This is a genomic window from Pollutimonas thiosulfatoxidans (assembly GCF_004022565.1).
Taxonomy (GTDB): Bacteria; Pseudomonadota; Gammaproteobacteria; order Burkholderiales; family Burkholderiaceae_B; genus Pusillimonas_D; species Pusillimonas_D thiosulfatoxidans.
Genome location: NZ_CP022987.1, coordinates 172,971 through 193,195, shown reverse-complemented (window position 1 = coordinate 193,195; position 20,225 = coordinate 172,971). Strand labels below are relative to the sequence as shown.

Genomic DNA, 20,225 nt, shown 5'->3' with positions numbered 1-20,225 from the left:
GCCAACGGCTCAAGGCTCCACCGGTATGCCGGAGGCGAGCGCTATGCGCCGCCGTTCCGCGAGTACCTTGGCCCCGTAACCGCCATCGCTCGGCCCCGTAGCGCCCACATAACAGTACAGACCACCTTGCACTGATCCGCGCCGCTTGATGCAGTCATAAAGAATCTGCACGCCTACCTTGATATTGGCCAACGGGTTCAAGGCGGCGATCGGATCTTCATTCAGCGCCTCGAACTTGTCTTTGTGAACCCGGGTCATGACCTGCATCAGGCCCTGCGCACCCACATGACTTTCAGCATAGGGGTTGTAACGGGACTCGATGGCGATGACCGCCAGCACCAGTTGCGGATCCAGGCCGCGCGCTCTGGCCTCGGTGAAGGCTGTGTTGATCAATGCACCCGCCACGCTGTGGGCGATTCTGTACTTGCGCGCAATATAGCTGCGCAATGCCTGGTTTTGCGCGCTGGTGATGCCGGCTACGTGCCGTCCCGCCATCGAGTCAACCAATGCCGACCGGAAATCAAAAGCGGGCGTCGGCGATCGCCCTTGGCCCGCTGACCCGGTGTGGGCGCCGTAAGATGCCAGCATGTCTTGCTTGAGCCCGTCGGGCTGCAAGGCGATCAGCAGGGCTTCATGGATCTGCTTGGCCTGCTCGCGCAGCGACGGAACCGTTGCGCCCAGCACCATGGTCACCAGCACGGCAATACCAAGGTAAATGGCACACACGTGCACGAACTCGCTTAGCCGGTTCATGGCCCCACGAGCGGAGCGACTCAACAGCCCGTCGGCATCCATTACCGCCATTGCGCGTGACCTCCTGAAATTTGGAACGTCGATGTTAACCTTGCAGCGTCGACCGCAATGTAACCCGACTGGCCCCTACTGTGAAATATCGCGACTTAAGAGACTTTATCGCTCAGCTTGAACGCGCTGGCGAACTGCAACGCATCACCCACCCCGTATCCACCGATCTCGAGATGACAGAGATCAGCGATCGCGTGCTCCGCGCCGAAGGCCCGGCCCTGCTGTTCGAGCGGCCTATGCACAACGGCGCGCCGGCTGCCATGCCGGTGCTGACCAACCTGTTTGGCACCACCAAGCGGGTGGCCTGGGGCATGGGCGCGGACGATATCACCGCCCTGCGCGACACGGGCGAGTTGCTGGCCTCGTTGCGCGAACCGGAGGCGCCGCAAGGGCTGCGCGATGCGCTGGCCAAGGTGTCGATGCTGAAGTCGGCGCTCTGGGACATGAGCCCCAAGATGATCAAGGGCGCACCCTGCCAGGATGTCGTCCTGGAAGGCGACGATGTGGATTTGTCCCGCATTCCCCTGCAGCGCTGCTGGCCTGGCGATGTCGCCCCCCTGCTGACCTGGGGCCTGGTCATTACGAAGGGCCCGAACGCGCGCCGTCAGAACCTGGGCATTTATCGCCAGCAGGTTCTGGGACGCAACAAGCTGATCATGCGCTGGCTGTCGCATCGCGGCGGTGCGCTGGATTTCCGCGATCACGCCATCGCCCATCCTGGAACGCCTTTTCCGATAGCGGTTGCCCTGGGCGCCGACCCGGCCACTATCCTGGGCGCGGTCACGCCCGTGCCGGACAGCCTGTCCGAGTATCAATTTGCCGGGCTGCTGCGTGGCTCGCGCACGGAAGTCACCAAGGCGCTGGGCAGCACCCTGTCGGTGCCGGCCTATGCCGAAATCGTGCTGGAAGGCCATCTGCTGCCCTCGTCCGATCCGCGCGCCCAGACCCCTGTGGTGCCCGAGGGCATACCAGGCCCGGCTGATACTGACTACGAAATGGCCCTGGAAGGACCTTACGGCGACCATACCGGCTACTACAACGAGCAGGACTGGTTCCCGGTGTTTACCGTAGAGCGCATCACCATGCGCCGAAAGCCCATCTATCACAGCACCTATACGGGCAAGCCGCCCGACGAGCCGGCCGTGCTGGGCGTAGCCTTGAACGAGGTGTTCGTCCCGCTGCTGAAGCGCCAACTGCCCGAGATCGTGGACTTCTACCTGCCGCCCGAAGGCTGCAGCTACCGCCTGGCGGTCGTGTCCATGCGCAAGCAATATCCGGGACACGCCAAGCGCGTCATGTTCGGACTATGGAGCGTGCTGCGCCAGTTCATGTACACAAAATTCATTGTGGTCGTGGACGAAGACATCAACCCGCGCGACTGGAAAGAGGTGGTGTGGGCCATGACCACCCGCATGGACCCGGTTCGGGACACCGTGCTGGTCGAGAACACACCTATCGATTACCTGGATTTTGCGTCGCCGGTATCCGGGCTGGGCGGCAAGATGGGTCTGGACGCCACCAACAAATGGCCCGGAGAGACCCAACGCGAATGGGGCACACCCATCCAGATGGACCCGGACGTCAAGGCGAGAGTCGACGCCATGTGGGGCGATCTGGGTCTGTGATTACTTCCGGCTTGCGTGCCGGGCAAGCTGCCAGCTAAGCAGCAGGCCGATACCGATACGCCACCAGTTCTTGCGCCTTGCCGCGCCGGTTACCACAGCCGAGACGCTGGATGTAAGCAGAGGATAGCGGCGGGCAAGCGTCAGTACCTTGAAGATCCAGTCGGTCATGGACAAACCGGAACCCTTGGGCATCATGCCGCGCAGCAAGGCCCGAGGGTGCAGCGAGCCGACAAGTTCATGCGTGCTGCGCGCCATGGTTTGGCGCTCTAGCGCAGCGCGGGCTCGCACCAGCTCGATACGCAGCGCCCTTTCCTTGGGAGTCATGCCATGTTTCATGGGTAGTCCCTCTGTGGCCGTACGGGTTCGTCAGCTGTTGGATGCTCGCGCAGTCGCTCGACCAAGGCCAGGTCGCGCCTCAGCTCGTCGATGGTAGCCGCGAACGGCATAGGCTCGAACAACAGCTTGCGCCTAACACCCCACAGCAGTCCGACGCCCAGCACCAGGTAAACCAGCGCCAGTATGCCCAAGGCCATATAGCGGGCATCAGTGGGCCAGAAATACAGCGCCACTGCTATGGAAAACACCAGGACCGCCAGCGTCAGAAAAAGCAGCGCACCGAAAGCCATCCCAAGAGCGGCAATCAGGTGCGCCTTCTGGTCGGAGGCTTCCAGCGCAAAAAGTTCCAGCCGTGTCCGCACGATGGAAAGCAAGGTGCAGGCCATATCGGCCACTGACTGTCGTAGCGCCATGATTTGATCCGTTTAACGACGGCACATAAGGGCGCCTATCAGCACGCCCACAAGACCGGCGACGCCTATGGCTTGCCAAGGGTTGTCATGAACGTACTCGTCCGTAACGCGGGCCGCCTTGCGGCCGCGCTCGAGAAGCTCGTCCTGTGCATCGTATAGCGCTTCACGCGTGCGCCTTAGGGACCGCATGGCGTCTTCACGCAACTCTGCCGCCTTGTCACCGGTGGCCTCGGCTGCCTCGCGCAGACGCCGCTCCGCATCATCCAGGCTTTCTTTTACGCTCTCGATGAATTCTTCTTCGCTAGCCTGCGTTGTCTTCTTTGTTGCCATGATCAGCTCCTAATCAAGAGTCGGTTGAAACGAAAAACGCCCTGCAGGATTCGTGCCTGACGTTACTGCAGTTTGGTGACTTCCACTGTGGAGACCACCCCATTTTGATCGCTTTCTTGCTTCATTACCATGTTAAGCGCTGGGCAGAACCAGTCTGTAACAGAAGATGTCGTCGCAGGAATGGGTAAGACCAGCCCGCTGAATGAGGCCTGAGTGGGTGCCGTGCGGCGCGTGTACTGGATCGGCCAGCACGTCTGTTGCCCCGCCGCAGTCGGTATGGTTTGGCGTTCGCCCACTGTTTTGTCGCCGGTTTCGATGACAATGGGTGCCGTCTCCACTGCCTTTTTGTCCAGATTGATCTGGAAGCGCAGAGGGGGAAAGGTCTGACCCGCGCGGGTTATGGGTTCGCCGTAGGCGAACAGCCCCAACATCCGCAGGTCGAACTTGCCATCCACCGACTCGCGGCCACCCTGCTCGTTGCGGCGCTGGAATGTGGCTTTGCCGTTCTCGACTGACATCCAGTAGTCGAGCGAAGATTTCCCCGGCGGAAGTCCGGCCAAGCCATAGGTGGCCACACCTTGGACCCGCGCCTCGCAGGCGTCCTTGCCTTGATGAGAGACGTCGGAGAAAGATAAATCTGCCCCCAACTGCATGCCGCCGGAGCCTTGCAACTGGGCGACTCCGCCATCATGCATGAAGGGCGCTTCGCACACGCCCGCCAGTGCCGGCGTTGCGCTTATCGTGAATGCCAGGCTCGAAAGAGCCGCTTTCCATCGTAATTGCATATGGCCTTACCCGATGAACTAACAAGGATTCATACTAACGCAAAAGGCCGTGGCGCCCGCGGCTTTGCGCCACAGGCGGTTAGCGAATGTGTGCTGCCGTTACCGGCGGGCCACCAGGCTCAGGCGTCTTTCTGGCGAGTACCAAAGATGCGGTCGCCCGCGTCGCCGAGCCCAGGGATGATGTAGCCGTCCTCGTTCAAATGGCTGTCTATCGAGGCGGTATAAATGTGAACGTCGGGATGATGCTCTTCCACAGCACGTATGCCTTCAGGCGCGGCAACCAGCACCAGCGCCCGCACGTTGCGACAGCCAGCCTTCTTCAGCAGGTCTATGGTTGCCACCATAGAGCCCCCTGTTGCGAGCATCGGATCCACAATGAGGGCCAGCCGCTGGTCCAGTTGGCCAACAAGACGCTCCAGGTAGGTTTGGGCTTGCAAGGTTTCTTCATTGCGTGCAATGCCTACCGCGCTGACCTTGGCCCCCGGAATCAGACTAAGCACGCCGTCCAGCATGCCGATGCCCGCGCGCAAGATAGGAACCACGGTAACCTTCTTGCCCGCCAGCTTCTCGACATTCAGCGAACCGCTCCACCCCTCGATGGTGGCGGGCTCGAGCGGCAGATCCTTGGAAGCTTCGTAGGTGAGCAGGGCCGCGATCTCTTGGGCCATCTCGCGAAAGTTCTTGGTGCTTAAATCCGCCCGCCGCATCAGTCCGAGCTTGTGGCGGATAAGGGGATGGCGAATTTCGTGTATGGGCATACTGATTCCTTGCTTAGCGAGCCGCCAGCCAACTGACCAGGGCATCGTCGAAACGGCGCACAGCGCCTGATTGATCGTCGTTCACGACGCTGACCAGAATATAACGCTTGCCGCTGGCGCCCAGGACATATCCAGCCAAAGCGCGCGCATCGCGCAAGGTGCCCGTCTTGAGGTGCGCCATGCCCTTGACCTCGTCGTTGCGCAGACGGCGCCTTACCGTGCCGTCGACACCCGCGATTGCGAGAGACGACATGAATTCGGGCATCAGCGGCGAGCGCCACGCCACAGCCAGCATATCCGCCAGCCCTTTTGCAGTCAGCCGCCCGCCACGAGACAGGCCCGATCCGTTGTCGATGACCCAGCCTTGGGTATCCACCCCCTGCCCTTGCAGCACCCCCAAGGCGGCCCGCGCTCCGGTTTCCGCTGTGGCGCCCGGGCCTATCAGCTCGGCGCCCAGTGTCAGCAACAGGGTTCTGGCCATGACGTTGTTGCTTTTCTTGTTGATGACACGGATGGTGTCTGCCAGCGTTTCCGAATCGCGCCAGACGACGGGCAGTACATTGCCCGGCACCTTGCCCGCCTTCAAGCCACGGGCCAGGGTGCCGCCCAGCTCCTTCCACAGCATCTGGAACAATGACGAAAAGTATTCAGGCTGCGACAAGGCAAGCCGGTAGACGGTGAACTCGCCGCAAGAACCTGCCGCTGTGCCACTGACGCGAACAACCACGTCGCGGCCGGCAGACTGGACATTTGTGCTGACGGCAGGCGAGCCCGGGCAGGCCGCATTGCTCCACTGGATATCGCCTTCCACCCGTACGCCCTGCAATGGCGGATCAATGATGGGCACCCACTTGCGCGCGACTCTATCGGGTTGGAACACCAGCCGCAGGGCGCCCAGGCTGACCATCATGGCATCCGGGCTGGCGTTATAAGGTCGATTGGGCGCGCCATCAAATGCACCGGGGTCCTCCGCAACCTGACCAAACAAAGAGCGGTCCACGATGACTTCGCCAAGGTTCTTTATGCCCCGCAGCCGCAATTCGCGCAGCAGGCCCCACATCTCTTCCACGGTAAGCAGCGGATCCCCGCCCGCCTTCAAGTACAGAGGGCCTTGCAAAGTGCCCTGTGCATCCACCACACCGCCATCCTTTGCCAAAAAGCTGGTGCGCCAGGCGTACTCGGGACCGAGGCCTGACAACGCCGTCCACGTTGTCACCATCTTCATGACTGAAGCCGGGTTGCGCGGCGTCGTGGCATTGATGGCGATCAGGGGCGGCCCGCCTATTTCCTGCACATACAAGGACAAGGCGTTGGTGGACAGGCGTGTGGCCTTCCATGCCGACTGCAGTTCGGGAGGCAGGCCTTGCGCCCCAGCGGCTCCGGCACACAAAGCCAGGGCCAGACAGGCCATCAGCCGTTGCGCCGTACGCACGCCGGCGCCCACACTTCGCCACCGCAATAAAGACATGAAACGCCCGCCCACAAAAAGCACCAGCATAACTAAAGAATTCCGCGCAGCGGCGGCTCCCAAGCAGAAAACTGGCGCTAGCGCTTAAAATACCGGCACAAATCATTCAAGATGCCCGCGACAGCCGACATCCAAGACCCCACGTGAACCCTGATCTGCACCTTTCACAGTTCGATTACGAACTGCCACAGGAACTTATTGCCCAGTCTCCTGCTGCCCATCGCATCGACAGCCGCTTGCTGCATCTGGATGCCGGCGGCGCCCTGCACGACAGGCAGTTCGTCGACCTGCCCACGCTGCTGCGCAAGGGCGATCTGCTGGTCTTCAATGATACCCGCGTCATCAAGGCCCGGCTGCGGGGCCACAAGGAAACCGGAGGCCGGGTCGAGGTCCTGATAGAGCGGGTTACCGGCCCCGACACCGCGCTGGCGCATATCAAGGCCAGCAAGTCGCCACGTCCGGGGAGCAAGCTGATACTTGCCGACGCCTTCATCGCCGTAGTGGCTGGACGTCAGGGAGAGCTCTTCGAGCTGACTTTTCCCGAACGCGTGCTGGATCTCCTGGACCGTCACGGGGCCACGCCGCTGCCGCCCTATATTGAGCACGCCGCACAGCCGGAAGATGACGAGCGCTATCAGACCGTCTATGCCCGCGAGCCAGGCGCCGTCGCGGCGCCGACTGCCGGCCTGCATTTCGACCAGGACATGCTCGCCGGTTTGGCGGCACAAGGCATCGCCCAGGCATTCGTCACCCTGCACGTGGGCGCGGGCACCTTCCAGCCGGTGCGCGTCGAGAATCTCAGCCAGCACATCATGCACGCGGAGCACTACTCCGTGCCGCGCGAGACCATAGAGCAAGTGCTGGCCACCCGCGCGGCGGGCGGGCGCGTGATCGCCGTGGGCACCACCAGCGTCCGGGCCCTGGAGTCGGCCGCCCTGCATGCCGATACGCAGCACATCGCCGAAGGCGACACCCGATTGTTCATTACGCCCGGCTACCGTTATGCCTGGGTCGACGCCCTGATCACCAACTTCCACCTGCCCCAGTCCACCCTGCTGATGCTCGTGTCTGCCCTGGCGGGCATGGAAGCCATCCAGCGCGCCTATGCGCATGCTGTCCAATCCCGGTATCGCTTTTTCAGTTACGGCGATGCCATGTTCATAGAATCTCCCACTACATGACCGGTTTACAGTTCAAGCTACTGGCTACCGATGGCGCCGCGCGCCGCGGTGAAGTCACGCTTAATCATGGGCGAGTCCAGACGCCTATCTTCATGCCCGTGGGCACCTATGGCAGCGTCAAGGCCATGCTGCCGCATGAGCTCGATGAGGTCGGCGCCCAGATCGTACTGGGTAACACTTTCCACCTTTGGTTGCGCCCGGGCACCGAAGTCATGCAAAAGCATGGCGGCCTGCACGGCTTCATGCAATGGAACAGGCCCATACTGACCGACTCGGGCGGTTTCCAGGTGTTCAGCCTGCATGGCATGCGCAAGATCACCGAGGAAGGCGTGAAGTTTGCTTCACCCATCGACGGCTCGCGCTTGTTTCTGACTCCTGAAGAGTCCATGCGCATTCAGTACGCGCTGAACTCCGACATCGCCATGGTCTTTGACGAATGCACGCCCTACTCCATCGAGGGCCGCCCGGCTACCGCCGAAGAGGCTGCCCTGTCCATGCGGATGTCGCTGCGCTGGGCACAGCGTTCACGCAGCGCCTTTAACGAGATGGAAAATCCCAATGCATTGTTTGGCATTGTGCAGGGCGGGATGTACGAGTCGCTACGAGACGAATCGCTGGACGGCCTGGTCGACATTGGCTTCGAAGGCTATGCCATTGGCGGCCTGTCGGTGGGCGAGCCCAAGGAGGACATGATGCGCGTACTGGCCCATGTCACGCCACGCCTGCCGGCCAACGCCCCGCGCTACCTGATGGGGGTGGGCACGCCTGAAGATATCGTTGAAGGCGTAAGCCGCGGCGTCGACATGTTCGACTGCGTCATGCCCACTCGCAACGCGCGCAACGGCTGGCTGTTCACGCGCTATGGCGATATCAAGATACGCAACGCCCGCTACCGGGACGACACCCGCCCACTGGATCCTTCGTGCCAATGCCATACTTGCCAGAATTTTTCGCGGTCCTACTTGCATCATTTGCAGCGGGCGAACGAAATTACCGGCTCACGCCTGAATACGATGCATAATCTGCATTTTTATCTCGCGCTGATGCAAGAAATGCGGGACGCCATCGAGGCCGGACAATTCACAGCCTGGCAGGAGCAGTTTGCCAGGGATCGGGCAAATGGCATCGAATAAGCGAGATATCGCTACAATACCGAGTTAACCAAAAAACATTACCGGAGAACATCTCATGGCCGTACTTGACATACTGACCCTCATCCCCGCCCAGGCCGCGGGCGGCGAGAATGCACTGATGGGCATGCTGCCCATCATCCTGATGTTCGTGATTCTTTACTTCCTGATGATACGCCCCCAAATGAAGCGTCAGAAAGAACACCGCAACATGGTTGCGGCGCTGGCCAAGGGCGACGAAGTGATCACGACCGGCGGCTTGCTGGGCAAGGTCACGAAAGTCAGCGACAGCTACATTACCGTGGAAATCAGCATGCTGGGCGACAAGCCAGTAGAAACCGTGGTGCAACGCACTGCCGTGACGTCGATTCTGCCCAAAGGCACGATCAAGGCGCTCTGATCAGACGTGTGCGCCCTGGAATGCTTCCGGGGGTTTTTACCGCTTAAGCCAGTTGACCCACAATGAACCGCTATCCTCTCTGGAAATATATCATCGTATTCGCAGCCCTGATCGTAGGCCTGCTTTATACGCTACCAAATTTTTTCGGGGAGTCGCCCGCCGTTCAAATCGCTGGCGCGAAGTCCACGGTAAAAGTCGACGCGAATGTACTCACCCGCGTCGAAGACATCCTGAAACGCAACGACATTAGCTACACCGGCGCCTACTTCGAGATGAACGGCCCGGTCGGTGCTGTTCGGGTGCGATTCGCCACGACCGATGTCCAGCTCAGGGCTAAAGACCTCATCGAACAATCGCTCAACCCGGATCCTGCCAATCCGGACTACACCGTAGCGCTTAACCTGTTGCCGGCCTCGCCCGACTGGTTGTCTTCGCTAGGCGCCAACCCGATGTATCTGGGGCTGGACTTGCGCGGCGGCGTGCACTTCCTGTTGCAAGTAGATATGCAGGGCGCTATTACTGGCCGCTACGACTCCATCGCCAGCGATGTACGCAACACCCTGCGCGAAGCCAAAGTCGCCGTGGCGGGTGTCGAGCGCAACGACATGTCCATCGTCAGCAGCTTCGACAGCGCCGAAGCCCGTGACAACGCCGCAACGGAACTGCGCCGCGCCATGCCCGACATGGTGTTTTCCAATAGTGGCGAGAGCGGCGGCAAGTTCCTGCTGACGGGCAGGCTTACCGACGCTGCGGTGACGCAAGTGCAATCCCACGCGCTTAGGCAGAACATCACCACACTGCACAACCGAATAAACGAATTGGGCGTTGCCGAACCCATCATCCAGCAACAGGGCGCGGACCGCATCGTCGTGCAACTGCCAGGGGTCCAGGACGTTGCCAAGGCCAAGGAAATCCTGGGGCGCACCGCCACCCTGGAAATCCGCATGGTCGACGACTCGCCCACGGCCCTGGCAGCGCTAGGCAGCGGCACCGTGCCGTTCGGGCTGGAGCGCTACACCGACCGCGACGGCCGACCCTTGCTGCTGCGCCGCCAGGTCATCCTGACAGGTGAAAACCTGCAGGACGCCCAACCGGGCCGCGACCAGCAAACGCAACAGCCGTCCGTCAACCTCACGCTGGATTCAAAAGGCTCACGCATCTTCCGCGACGTCACGCGCAACAACATCAACAAGCGCATGGCCATCGTCCTCTTTGAAAAAGGCCAGGGCGAAGTGGTGACGGCACCCGTCATACGCAGCGAGATCCCCGGCGGCCAGGTGCAGATCACAGGCAGCATGTCGGCCCAGGAAGCCGCCGACACCGCGCTGCTGCTACGCGCCGGAGCATTGGCCGCGCCGATGGAAATCATCGAAGAACGCACCATCGGACCCAGCCTGGGCGCCGACAATATCAAACAGGGTTTTGACGCGACGCTCTATGGCTTCCTGGCCATCGTCGTATTCATTATTCTTTACTACCATTTGATGGGTCTGTTCTCGGCACTGGGCCTGACATTCAACGTCTTGCTGCTGCTGGCTGTCCTGTCCATGCTGCAAGCCACACTGACGCTGCCCGGCATCGCCGCCATCGCGCTGACGCTGGGTATGGCTATCGATGCCAACGTGCTGATCAACGAACGCATACGCGAAGAGCTGCGCAATGGGGCAACGCCTCAGCAGGCCATCAACCTGGGTTTTGATCGCGCGTGGGGAACGATTTTCGACTCCAACCTGACGAGCCTGATAGTTGGGGTGGCCTTGCTGGCTTTCGGCAGCGGCCCCATACGCGGCTTCGCGGTGGTTCACTGCATCGGCATCCTGACCTCCATGTTCTCGTCGGTTGTCGGCGTACGCGCGTTGGTTAACTTCTGGTATGGCAGCAAACGCCGTCTGGAGACCATCTCGATCGGACAGGTCTGGAAGCCTACAGACAAGAAATAAGCTGCTGCCATGGCATGGCGCGCGGCGCCTGCCCTCACCTTCTTTACGCTGGAAAGCAACATGGAATTTTTCCGAATTCATCGCACCATCCCCTTCATGCGGCATGCGCTGCTGCTCAATCTGATCAGCTTGCTTACCTTCGTCGCGGCGGTGGTGTTCATTGTGTTGCGCGGCTTCCATCTGTCCATCGAGTTCACGGGCGGCACGGTCATGGAGGTCCATTATCAGCAATCGATAGAGGTGAACGAGGTTCGCGACTCGCTGCAGGAACTCGGCTATACCGACTTCCAGGTACAGAACTTCGGCACCTCGCGAGACATCATCATCCGCCTGCCCACGCGTGAAGGGCAGGATGCCAGCCAGCAAAGTGAGGTCGTGCTGCAGGCGCTCCAACAAACGCATAGCGACGCCACGCTGCGCCGTATCGAATACGTGGGGCCGCAGGTGGGTCAGGAGCTGTTGCACAACGGCTTGATGGCCTTGCTTTTCGTGGTCGCAGGTATTCTGATTTATTTGGGCTTCCGCTTTGAATGGAAGCTTGCCCTGGCGTGCGCGATCGCCAACTTGCACGACGTGGTGATCATCCTGGGCTTTTTCGCCTTCTTCCAGTGGGAGTTCTCGCTGGCCGTGCTGGCAGGGGTACTGGCGGTGCTGGGCTATTCGGTAAACGAGTCGGTCGTGGTGATGGACCGGATCCGGGAAAACTTCCGCAAGCAGCGCAAAATGCCGGTCTCGGAGATTATCGATCTGTCGATCACACAGAACATTTCACGGACCATCATCACGCACGGTTCGACTCAGATGGTGGTGTTGTCGATGTTCTTCTTCGGCGGTCCTACGCTGCATAATTTTTCGCTGGCCCTGACCATCGGGATCTGGTTCGGGATCTATTCGTCGGTGTTCGTGGCAGCTGCAATTGCAATGTGGCTGGGAATCAAGCGGGAAGACCTCGTCAAGCCAGTCAAGAAGGACGATCCGAGCGCCGAACTGGGCTGATTTCCACTGTTGAATGTTTGACGGCCGACCCGAGGTATATGGGTCGGCCGTTTTTTTTGGTCCTTCCTTATGGTGCTGTTTTTGACAGCAGTTCATTGAGTTCTTGACCGGCGACGCGGGTGGGGTGGGGCTATGAGGTTTCTATGCCACAGGAAGTTGCTGTCCCGCTATGAAGTTGCTGTGCCGCGATGGAGTTGCTGCGCCGCTCTGAAGCGTTAGAGCAGGATAACGACCACGAGCAACGCGGCGCAATATCGGCCTCATGTACAGAGAAAGGAAGACTCCGTTGCCAAGACAGCGCCCCGGAAGCCAGAGCAGCCCCGCGTCAGCAGCAGACGCCAACCTTTCACAAAAGATGTGGCCGAGCACGCCCCTGCTAAAGAAAGCAGTCCGCGACTGCGAGCTTCTATACAAAATGGTCAATAAGCCGTCCTATAAAGACGGTGTGGCGGGTGCTGGGTTGGCGAAGGTTGAGCACGCCGGGCGTTTGGCCGGTTTCGGGGAGGCAAGGACGCGATGTTTGAGGCGGGCGCTTTGGATAGCCCGGGGGGCTATCCATCCGCCGAGTTTCGCGTCCGCCCCGAAACTGGTCAAACGCCCGGGTAACCCTGGCGTAGCCAGGGTCGTGCGATCTGAGACCAACCCAGCACCCGCCACACCGTCTCTTAAGAACTCAAATAGCGACTTAAATTAAAAAGGTCCAGCTGAGTTTATTTACCAGCGACCTCGGCCACATAAGCCGACACTGCATCCATTTCTTCAGCACTCATGGTAGAGGCAAAGGAAGGCATCGCCCCAGAGCCTTCTTCCACGAATTTACGCACGACCGCAAAATCCGGTTTCTGCTCGTCAAGATTCGGCCCTATCGTGCCTTCGGCTTCCGCGTCCTTCAGCGTATGGCAGATCGCACAGGCGGGCACGGCGCCGCTTTTAAATAGCGCCTTGCCGATCTCCAGTTGAGCCGCATCAGGGCCGCCGGCAGTCGCGGCGCCGGCGAAACACAACATCATCACCCCCGCCAACTTCGAGATTCCGGAATATTTCATTTTTCTCCCTTCAAGATAAAAAACATGCCCCAGAACCGGGGCATGAATAAATAACTATAAACCCGGCGGGTCACGCTTATGCAGCCCGCCGCCTGGCGCTTCAAGCCACCGTGACCTTGACCATATGGTCGCGCCAGCCATTGTTCACATAGCCTCGGTTGTTTTCCGCGCGCTCTTCGGGTTGCGTCTGGCCTGCCTCGTTGGCCGTACGGCTGGCCAGCTCGTGAGTGCCGGGCGCAAGCTTCGCGGACAATACAAACTCGCGCCAGGCGTACGGGCCGAGATCCGGGCCGACGAACTGCGCGGCTTGCCAATCCTTGCCGCCATTAAGCGACACTTCTATTTTCGTGGCAGCCGACATCCCGCCCATTGCTACGCCGCTGATCTGCACCTGCCCGGCCTTGACCGTTTGGTCGGGGTCGGAAGGATAATTGATCCATGACTTCGGAGGCATTTCCCAGATGGAATCGTGCTGCGGGCCGCCCGGCGTGCCCACCGGCGAGAACCGGTAGCTGGTTTGCTGGATCTTGGCCGGCGACTGTTCTTTAGTGAAGGCCAAGTGCTTGATGTACTTGACGGAGTTCACGCCGGTATAGCCCGGCACAATAATGCGCAAGGGGCCGCCGTGAGCCAATGGCAGTTGCTCGCCGTTAAGCTCCCAGGCCAGGATCGCGTCCTTGATGGCCGACAGGGGTACAGAGCGCTCTACCATGACAGTGGTGGGATCGATGCCTGCGGGGATTTCTTCGCCACCCGTGCTGGTCATGTAGACCATGCCGTCTTCCATGCCGCCGACGGCATCAAGCACCGCCTGTACTGGCACACCGGTAAAGATCACGCAGCCGGCGGCGCCCACGGTCCATTGGGTACCGCTGGGCTTGTGGGGAAACCATGCCCGGCCGTTGCCGGAGCACTGCAGCACCATAGGCACGGCGTTCAGACCCAGTGTCTTCAGTTCGGCTACGGTAAAACTGCGCGGCTTCTTGACACCGCTGACTTCCATCTTCCAGCCGTCCGGATCCTTCATGATGTCGGCGGAGGGCGGGGTAAGGTTGTTGCGAACAAACAGGCGGTCAGAGGGTGTGACTACGCCCGAGCCAAAAGCCGTGCGCTTGGTCTCGATGGTATTGGCGCTGTGCACGATGACGCTGTCCGCGTCTTTCCAGTCGGTATACGGCGGCAGTGGTTTCGCATCCGCTGCGGCGGCGGTGCCGGCGGCATTGGCGCGCGCCATGCTGCCTAGTCCGGCCAGGGCGACTACGCCGCCCGTTGTCGCCAACATGCGTCGACGACCAATATTGCTTACTTCTTCCATGGGATCTCCTCCGATACCAACGAGCACGCCCCTCGACCGCGGGGCTCCATATCGAGCCGGGTATCCGGCTCGACGTCATACCCATTATATATACTGCCCAAATAAGGTTATATCAATGAGATATAAGCTTCAGAATCAAGCCTATAACGTACAATTGATCTTTTTTCTACCCTGCCCGCGGGATATACACCCGTTACGGCGACCATCATGCAAGAAACCACTATAAAACGTGCTGCCGCAGCCGCCGCACAAACTGCGTCTTCGCCCCGACAGCGCAAGGTGTTTATCCGGACCTTTGGGTGTCAGATGAACGAATACGACTCAGACAAGATGGTCGATGTCCTGCGCGAGTCCCAAGGCGTCGAACTGACGCAGAATCCCGACGAAGCAGACATCATTCTGTTCAACACCTGTTCGGTACGCGAGAAAGCGCAAGAAAAAGTGTTTTCCGATCTCGGACGGGTACAGCACCTGAAGCAAAGCAATCCCGACCTGATCATCGGTGTAGGCGGCTGCGTGGCCAGCCAGGAAGGCGACGCCATCGTCAAGCGCGCGCCCTATGTCGATGTCGTCTTCGGACCGCAAACCCTGCACCGCTTGCCCGAACTGATCGCCAAGCGACGCACACAGGGGCGTTCCCAGGTCGATATCAGCTTTCCCGAAATCGAAAAATTCGACGCGATGCCCCCCGCTCGCGTAGATGGGCCCACCGCCTTTGTCTCCATCATGGAAGGCTGCAGCAAGTACTGCAGCTTCTGTGTCGTACCGTACACGCGCGGCGCCGAGGTTTCCCGGCCCTTCGATGACGTGCTGGTAGAGGTCGCCGACCTGGCCGATCAGGGCGTCAAAGAGGTCACACTGCTGGGGCAGAACGTGAATGCCTATCGTGGCCCCATGGGCGACAGTCACGACATCGCCGACTTCGCCATGCTGCTGGAGTACGTCCACGACATACCCGGCATAGAGCGCATACGCTACACCACCTCGCATCCCAAGGAGATGACGACCCGGCTTATCGAGGCGCATGGCGCCCTGCCCAAGCTGGTGCCGTTTCTTCATTTACCGGTGCAAGCAGGCAGCGACGCGGTGCTGGCCGCCATGAAGCGCGGCTACACCACGCTGGAGTTCAAGTCCATAGTGCGCCGCTTGCGCGCCGCGCGGCCGGGCTTGACGCTGTCGTCCGACTTCATCATCGGGTTTCCGGGCGAGACCGAAGCCGATTTCGAGAAAACCATGTCGCTGATACGCGACGTGGGCTTTGATACGTCGTTCTCGTTTATTTATTCGCGGCGTCCCGGCACACCTGCGGCCGACCTGCAGGACGACACGCCCAAGGACGTGAAGCTTGCGCGTCTGCATCGCCTTCAAGCCTTGATCAACGAACAGGCTGCTGCGATCAGCACGTCCATGGTCGGCAGCATCCAGCGGGTGCTGGTCGAGAAACCCTCACGCCGCGACCCCAAGGAGCTATCCGGGCGTTGCGAGAACAACCGCATCGTCAACTTCGCCGGGCAACCGCGCCTGATAGGACAGATGGTGGACGTGCGCATTACGCAGACCATGACCAATTCACTGAAAGGCGAGATCGTCATCAACGAACCCTCTGCCCGGGGCAGCGCATGAACAAAGCCGTCAGGCGTAAACAAGCTGTGCTGGTTCACCTGGATGGCGACAACACGCAGTTGGCCAATCTATGCGGCCCGTTGGACGAAAACCTGCGGCAGATTGCCGACGGCTGGAACGTCACGCTGCAGCGCCGCGGCGACAACGTCAACATCAGCGGCGACCAGGCGGAAGCGGCAGCGAGGGCGCTGACGTGGTTTCACGACAGGGCCGTGCACAAAGCCTTGTCGATCGATGACATTCAACTGGGCCTGGTCGAACTGGGCGCCGGGCGTACGGATCCTGATGCCGAGCCGCCGCCCGCCCCCGAGCCTGTTCCCGTAGCCGAGACTGCTCCAGCAAACGATCCTACCCTTCAGTTGCGCACGCGGCGCTCGGACCTGCGTCCGCGTACGCCGCGCCAGCGCGAGTATCTCCATCATATTCTCAAGCACGACATCACCTTCGGTGTTGGGCCCGCCGGCACCGGCAAGACCTGGTTGGCCGTGGCTTGCGCCATTGATGCGCTCGAGCGCGAAACCGTACAGCGCCTGGTGCTGACGCGTCCCGCCGTCGAGGCCGGTGAGCGCCTGGGCTTTCTGCCCGGCGACCTGGTGCAGAAAGTAGACCCCTATCTGCGGCCCCTGTATGACGCACTGTACGACCTGATGGGCATAGAGCGGGTGCAGCGGCTATTCGAAAAGCAAACCATCGAGATCGCGCCACTGGCCTATATGCGCGGCCGCACCTTGAACAATGCATTCGTCATTCTGGACGAGGCGCAAAACACCACGCCCGAGCAGATGAAGATGTTCCTGACGCGGATAGGCTTCGGGAGCAAGGCCGTCATCAATGGCGACCCCTCTCAGGTGGACCTGCCGCGCGGACAGGCCAGCGGCCTGACCCATGCCGTCGATGTGCTCGAATCCGTACAGGGCATCGCCACCACGCGCTTCACGAGCCGCGATGTGGTGCGCCACCCCCTGGTTGCACGCATAGTGGATGCCTACGAGAAAGCAGGCGACCATGTCGCCTGAGGTATCGCTGACCATCCAGTATGGCCAGCCTGCCCCCGAGCTGCCGCGGTGGCGCCTGCGTCGGTGGGTGCAGCGTGCCGTGGCAGCGGTAGCGCAGGCGCGGCAAGCCACTCCAGATGCAGCGCTGCCGGCCTTTTCCGCGGTTGAACTCACCTTGCGACTGGTGGACGAAGCCGAAGGCCGACAACTGAACCACGCCTTTCGCGAAAGAGACTACGCCACCAACGTGCTGACTTTCGAGTACGGCACAGATCCGGACGGCACGGCGCGCGGCGACGTCGTGTTGTGCCTGCCGGTACTCCATCGCGAGGCGGCCGACCAGCACAAGACCGTGCAGGCACACGCCGCGCACCTGACCATACACGGGGTGCTGCACGCGCTGGGCTATGACCACATCGAAGCGGACCAGGCCGTGGCCATGGAGGCGCTCGAGGTGCAAATACTGCATACAATGGGCATAGACAACCCCTACAGCCCCGAATAGCCCGAATCCATCAGGCAATTTCGGTTATGCTAAAACTCCTTCCATACAGTCCATTGGACAATGTCAGAACCTAGCTCAGACGCCGAGCCTCGCCCGGCAAAAAACACATCCAGATCCTTGTTCGTACGCCTGACGGCGTTTATGAGACCGTCGGAACCCGAAGACCGCGAAGATATCAAGGCAGTACTCGAAGCGGCGCACGACCGACAGGTTCTGGACGGCGATTCGTACGCCATGATTTCCGGCGCACTCGAAGTCGCCAACCAGACGGTGGCCGACATCATGGTGCCACGCTCTAAAATGGATATGCTGGACATCAGCAAACCCCTGGCCGAGGTCCTGCCCGAGATCATCGAAACCGGGCACTCCCGCTTTCCTGTTTACGAAGACGACAAAGACAATATTGTCGGCATCCTGCTTGCCAAAGACCTGTTGCTGTCCATCACTAACCCGGCCATCGATCTGCGCCCGCTGGTCCGCCCCGCGGTCTTCATCCCCGAAACCAAGCGCCTGAACGTCTTGCTGCACGACTTTCGCAGCAGCCGCAACCACCTGGCCATTGTCGTTGACGAGCATGGCGGCATCTCGGGGCTGGTGTCCATGGAAGATGTGCTGGAACAGATAGTCGGCGAGATCGAAGACGAATACGACGAAGATGCCGAGAAGACCATCTTCCAGACCGGCACCAACAGTTGGCGCGCCATGGGCATTACCGAGATCGACGTCTTCAATCGCAGCTTCAATACCGATCTGGAAAATGACGACTACGACACGCTGGGCGGCTGGCTTGCTGCCGAGCTCGGGCGCATCCCGCGGCGCGGCGACAGCATCAGCCATCAAGGCCTGAACATCACCGTGGTCGGCGCCGACGCCAAGCGCGCGCTGTGGCTTCATATACAACACGACAACCCCGACCCCCTGGCCCCTGCCGCTACTGATGAATAATCCGATCAATCGCTTACGCGGGTTCAGCCGTTGGCATGCCCGCCTGCTGGGCCTGGGCGCCATTCACGCGTTGTCGTTCTCCGCCGGCCCCCTGCCCCATTGGTCCTTGCCTTTTGTGCAGGTATTCAGCCTGGCTATTTTGGCCTTTCATGTTTTCCGATCAACCGGCCTGCAGCAGGCCGCAGTGGCCGGCTTTCTGTTCGGCTTGTCGAATTTCGGGCTGGGGCTTTACTGGCTGTACATCAGCATGCACGAGTATGGCGGCATGTTCGCGCCGCTGGCGGCCACCGCAGTGCTATTGCTGGCGGCCGGGCTGGCACTGTTCATTGCGTTTGCCTGCGCGCTCACACGCTGGTTGTCAGCCGCGCATCTTACGCTGCACACCGATTACCGCCGGCAACTGCTGATAGCCACCACTTGGGCATCAGCCTGGATGCTGACCGAGTGGCTGCGCGGCACGATGTTTACCGGCTTTCCGTGGATGAACATCGGCTACGCGCACGTAGAAGGCGTATTGGCCGGGTGGGCGCCTCTTACAGGCGTTTATGGCGTGGCATGGCTGGCCGCCTTCGCCGCGGCCGCCATCGCGCTGCTGGCCTGCGCCAAAGACACCGAGAACGATGCCAAGGCGGCAATAGGCGTGGGCCTGACCATACTGGCCGGCCTGGCAGGCATCGCCCTTACCCATGTCGGCTGGTCCCGCCCGCTGGGCGAGCCCATGATCATCCGCCTGGTGCAGGGCAACGTCCCGCAGTCCGAGAAGTTCGATCCACAACTGGTACAGCAAGGTATCGCGACCTATATGAAGCTGGCCGCCCTGCCTCCCAAGGAAGCATCCGGAGAGCCCGACCTGATCGTCCTGCCTGAAACCGTCATGCCGATGTTCCAGGACCGCATCCCGCCTGCCACATGGCGCCAGTGGCTGGATATCGCCAACGCGCGCGATGCCAGCCTGATCATGGGTATCCCCTTGCATGACGCCGCAGGTGGCAACGATCGCTACACCAATAGCGCAATAGGCTTCGATGCCGCGACACCATTGAACGAGCTGATGACTGGCCAGACGGCCATGCGCTACGACAAACAACATCTGGTGCCTTTCGGCGAGTTCGTGCCGCCCGGCTTTCGCTGGTTCGTGGACGCCATGAGCATTCCCCTGGGCGACTTTGATCAGGGCGCGGCGCGCCAGCCGGCATTCAAGATAGACGACCAAATGATAGCGCCCGACATCTGCTACGAAGACGTATTCGGCGAAGAAATCATCCTTTCGGTCAGGAACAGTGAAGAACATGGCCCCGGCGCCAGCATCCTGGTCAACATGAGCAACCTTGGCTGGTTCGGAGACTCGTGGGCGCTGCGTCAGCACCTGCAGATCTCACGCATGCGCGCCATTGAAACGGCGCGACCCATGATACGCGCAACCAACACAGGCATGACGGCCGCCATTGGGCCTGACGGCGCCGTACGCGCCGCTATCGAGCCCATGCGCCTGGGCGTACTGGATGTCGAGGTACAGGGCATGCATGGGCAGACGCCTTATGTACGGCTGGGTAATTTGCCGGCCCTGGTTTGGGCGCTGTTGTTCTTGCTGTTGGGGTTCGCGCTTAGAAAGCGCAGCGCGTGAGCAACG

The 20,225-nt window shown here is 60.7% G+C and carries 20 protein-coding genes; 11 read left to right on the top strand and 9 right to left on the bottom strand.

The window, feature by feature from the left end; translation table 11 throughout:
• Positions 1–9: 9 nt before the first annotated feature.
• Complete coding sequence (locus CKA81_RS00935; protein WP_128353614.1) at positions 10–804, bottom strand: lytic transglycosylase domain-containing protein; 795 nt, start codon at positions 802–804, stop codon at positions 10–12.
• An 80-nt stretch (positions 805–884) separates the two neighbouring features.
• Here CKA81_RS00935 and ubiD point away from each other — a divergent pair, with 80 nt between their 5' ends.
• On the top strand, positions 885–2,429 hold the full coding sequence (gene ubiD / locus CKA81_RS00930; RefSeq protein WP_128353613.1) for a 4-hydroxy-3-polyprenylbenzoate decarboxylase: 1,545 nt from the start codon (positions 885–887) through the stop codon (positions 2,427–2,429).
• Here ubiD and CKA81_RS00925 read toward each other — a convergent pair whose 3' ends face one another.
• From CKA81_RS00925 to dacB, 6 genes are all read right to left on the bottom strand, one after another.
• Positions 2,430–2,753 (bottom strand): hypothetical protein, encoded by a 324-nt coding sequence (locus tag CKA81_RS00925; protein ID WP_228255760.1) that lies wholly within the window; start codon positions 2,751–2,753, stop codon positions 2,430–2,432.
• Positions 2,754–2,761: 8 nt separating this feature from the next.
• Positions 2,762–3,178, bottom strand: a complete 417-nt coding sequence (locus CKA81_RS00920) for a phage holin family protein (protein ID WP_128353611.1) — start codon at positions 3,176–3,178, stop codon at positions 2,762–2,764.
• A gap of 12 nt (positions 3,179–3,190) precedes the next feature.
• Entirely contained in the window at positions 3,191–3,508 is a 318-nt protein-coding gene (locus tag CKA81_RS00915; RefSeq protein ID WP_128353610.1) for a DUF883 family protein, read from the bottom strand.
• Between the two features lie 62 nt (positions 3,509–3,570).
• On the bottom strand, positions 3,571–4,293 hold the full coding sequence (locus CKA81_RS00910) for a hypothetical protein (RefSeq protein WP_128353609.1): 723 nt from the start codon (positions 4,291–4,293) through the stop codon (positions 3,571–3,573).
• 119 nt (positions 4,294–4,412) lie between these two features.
• Entirely contained in the window at positions 4,413–5,051 is a 639-nt protein-coding gene (gene upp / locus CKA81_RS00905) for a uracil phosphoribosyltransferase (RefSeq protein ID WP_128353608.1), read from the bottom strand.
• A gap of 13 nt (positions 5,052–5,064) precedes the next feature.
• Positions 5,065–6,462, bottom strand: coding sequence for a D-alanyl-D-alanine carboxypeptidase/D-alanyl-D-alanine endopeptidase (gene dacB / locus CKA81_RS00900; RefSeq protein ID WP_228255816.1), 1,398 nt, complete (start codon positions 6,460–6,462; stop codon positions 5,065–5,067).
• A 200-nt stretch (positions 6,463–6,662) separates the two neighbouring features.
• Between dacB and queA the strand changes: the two genes are divergently transcribed.
• The 5 genes from queA to secF all read left to right on the top strand — a co-directional run bounded on the left by queA (position 6,663) and on the right by secF (position 12,166).
• Complete coding sequence (queA, locus tag CKA81_RS00895; RefSeq protein ID WP_128353607.1) at positions 6,663–7,700, top strand: tRNA preQ1(34) S-adenosylmethionine ribosyltransferase-isomerase QueA; 1,038 nt, start codon at positions 6,663–6,665, stop codon at positions 7,698–7,700.
• Entirely contained in the window at positions 7,697–8,833 is a 1,137-nt protein-coding gene (tgt, locus tag CKA81_RS00890; protein WP_128353606.1) for a tRNA guanosine(34) transglycosylase Tgt, read from the top strand. The genes queA and tgt overlap by 4 nt, the downstream gene beginning before the upstream one ends.
• Positions 8,834–8,888: 55 nt before the next feature.
• Entirely contained in the window at positions 8,889–9,230 is a 342-nt protein-coding gene (yajC, locus tag CKA81_RS00885) for a preprotein translocase subunit YajC (RefSeq protein ID WP_128353605.1), read from the top strand.
• 62 nt (positions 9,231–9,292) lie between these two features.
• A complete protein-coding gene (gene secD, locus CKA81_RS00880) occupies positions 9,293–11,170 on the top strand; it encodes a protein translocase subunit SecD (RefSeq protein ID WP_128353604.1) in 1,878 nt (625 codons plus the stop codon).
• 60 nt (positions 11,171–11,230) lie between these two features.
• A complete protein-coding gene (gene secF, locus CKA81_RS00875; protein WP_128353603.1) occupies positions 11,231–12,166 on the top strand; it encodes a protein translocase subunit SecF in 936 nt (311 codons plus the stop codon).
• 710 nt (positions 12,167–12,876) lie between these two features.
• On the opposite strand, the gene sorU is transcribed toward secF, so the two are convergent.
• Both sorU and sorT read right to left on the bottom strand, forming a co-directional pair.
• Positions 12,877–13,212, bottom strand: coding sequence for a SorU family sulfite dehydrogenase c-type cytochrome subunit (sorU, locus tag CKA81_RS00870; protein WP_128353602.1), 336 nt, complete (start codon positions 13,210–13,212; stop codon positions 12,877–12,879).
• Positions 13,213–13,312: 100 nt separating this feature from the next.
• Positions 13,313–14,527: a SorT family sulfite dehydrogenase catalytic subunit gene (sorT, locus tag CKA81_RS00865; RefSeq protein WP_128353601.1), complete on the bottom strand. Its 1,215-nt coding sequence runs from the start codon at positions 14,525–14,527 to the stop codon at positions 13,313–13,315.
• 207 nt (positions 14,528–14,734) lie between these two features.
• Here sorT and miaB point away from each other — a divergent pair, with 207 nt between their 5' ends.
• The 5 genes from miaB to lnt are packed head-to-tail and all read left to right on the top strand — an operon-like array spanning position 14,735 to position 20,219.
• A complete protein-coding gene (gene miaB, locus CKA81_RS00860; protein WP_128353600.1) occupies positions 14,735–16,150 on the top strand; it encodes a tRNA (N6-isopentenyl adenosine(37)-C2)-methylthiotransferase MiaB in 1,416 nt (471 codons plus the stop codon).
• Positions 16,147–17,166: a PhoH family protein gene (locus CKA81_RS00855; RefSeq protein WP_128353599.1), complete on the top strand. Its 1,020-nt coding sequence runs from the start codon at positions 16,147–16,149 to the stop codon at positions 17,164–17,166. Before miaB ends, CKA81_RS00855 begins: the two co-directional genes overlap by 4 nt.
• The gene (ybeY, locus tag CKA81_RS00850; protein ID WP_128353598.1) at positions 17,156–17,650 is read left to right on the top strand and encodes an rRNA maturation RNase YbeY; all 495 of its coding nucleotides are present in this window, start codon (positions 17,156–17,158) and stop codon (positions 17,648–17,650) included. Before CKA81_RS00855 ends, ybeY begins: the two co-directional genes overlap by 11 nt.
• 60 nt (positions 17,651–17,710) lie before the next feature.
• Complete coding sequence (locus CKA81_RS00845; protein ID WP_128353597.1) at positions 17,711–18,595, top strand: HlyC/CorC family transporter; 885 nt, start codon at positions 17,711–17,713, stop codon at positions 18,593–18,595.
• Complete coding sequence (gene lnt, locus CKA81_RS00840; RefSeq protein WP_164878310.1) at positions 18,588–20,219, top strand: apolipoprotein N-acyltransferase; 1,632 nt, start codon at positions 18,588–18,590, stop codon at positions 20,217–20,219. Before CKA81_RS00845 ends, lnt begins: the two co-directional genes overlap by 8 nt.
• Positions 20,220–20,225 lie beyond the last annotated feature (6 nt).

What these genes read in the sequence shown, in the direction of transcription:
- CKA81_RS00935 (WP_128353614.1), bottom strand. Translation starts at nt 804, where the DNA reads ATGGCGGTAATGGATGCCGACGGGCTGTTGAGTCGCTCCGCTCGTGGG.
- CKA81_RS00925 (WP_228255760.1), bottom strand. Translation starts at nt 2,753, where the DNA reads ATGACTCCCAAGGAAAGGGCGCTGCGTATCGAGCTGGTGCGAGCCCGC.
- CKA81_RS00920 (WP_128353611.1), bottom strand. Translation starts at nt 3,178, where the DNA reads ATGGCGCTACGACAGTCAGTGGCCGATATGGCCTGCACCTTGCTTTCC.
- CKA81_RS00915 (WP_128353610.1), bottom strand. Translation starts at nt 3,508, where the DNA reads ATGGCAACAAAGAAGACAACGCAGGCTAGCGAAGAAGAATTCATCGAG.
- CKA81_RS00910 (WP_128353609.1), bottom strand. Translation starts at nt 4,293, where the DNA reads ATGCAATTACGATGGAAAGCGGCTCTTTCGAGCCTGGCATTCACGATA.
- upp (WP_128353608.1), bottom strand. Translation starts at nt 5,051, where the DNA reads ATGCCCATACACGAAATTCGCCATCCCCTTATCCGCCACAAGCTCGGA.
- dacB (WP_228255816.1), bottom strand. Translation starts at nt 6,462, where the DNA reads ATGGCCTGTCTGGCCCTGGCTTTGTGTGCCGGAGCCGCTGGGGCGCAA.
- tgt (WP_128353606.1), top strand. Translation starts at nt 7,697, where the DNA reads ATGACCGGTTTACAGTTCAAGCTACTGGCTACCGATGGCGCCGCGCGC.
- yajC (WP_128353605.1), top strand. Translation starts at nt 8,889, where the DNA reads ATGGCCGTACTTGACATACTGACCCTCATCCCCGCCCAGGCCGCGGGC.
- secD (WP_128353604.1), top strand. Translation starts at nt 9,293, where the DNA reads ATGAACCGCTATCCTCTCTGGAAATATATCATCGTATTCGCAGCCCTG.
- secF (WP_128353603.1), top strand. Translation starts at nt 11,231, where the DNA reads ATGGAATTTTTCCGAATTCATCGCACCATCCCCTTCATGCGGCATGCG.
- sorU (WP_128353602.1), bottom strand. Translation starts at nt 13,212, where the DNA reads ATGAAATATTCCGGAATCTCGAAGTTGGCGGGGGTGATGATGTTGTGT.
- sorT (WP_128353601.1), bottom strand. Translation starts at nt 14,527, where the DNA reads ATGGAAGAAGTAAGCAATATTGGTCGTCGACGCATGTTGGCGACAACG.
- miaB (WP_128353600.1), top strand. Translation starts at nt 14,735, where the DNA reads ATGCAAGAAACCACTATAAAACGTGCTGCCGCAGCCGCCGCACAAACT.
- CKA81_RS00855 (WP_128353599.1), top strand. Translation starts at nt 16,147, where the DNA reads ATGAACAAAGCCGTCAGGCGTAAACAAGCTGTGCTGGTTCACCTGGAT.
- ybeY (WP_128353598.1), top strand. Translation starts at nt 17,156, where the DNA reads ATGTCGCCTGAGGTATCGCTGACCATCCAGTATGGCCAGCCTGCCCCC.
- CKA81_RS00845 (WP_128353597.1), top strand. Translation starts at nt 17,711, where the DNA reads ATGTCAGAACCTAGCTCAGACGCCGAGCCTCGCCCGGCAAAAAACACA.
- lnt (WP_164878310.1), top strand. Translation starts at nt 18,588, where the DNA reads ATGAATAATCCGATCAATCGCTTACGCGGGTTCAGCCGTTGGCATGCC.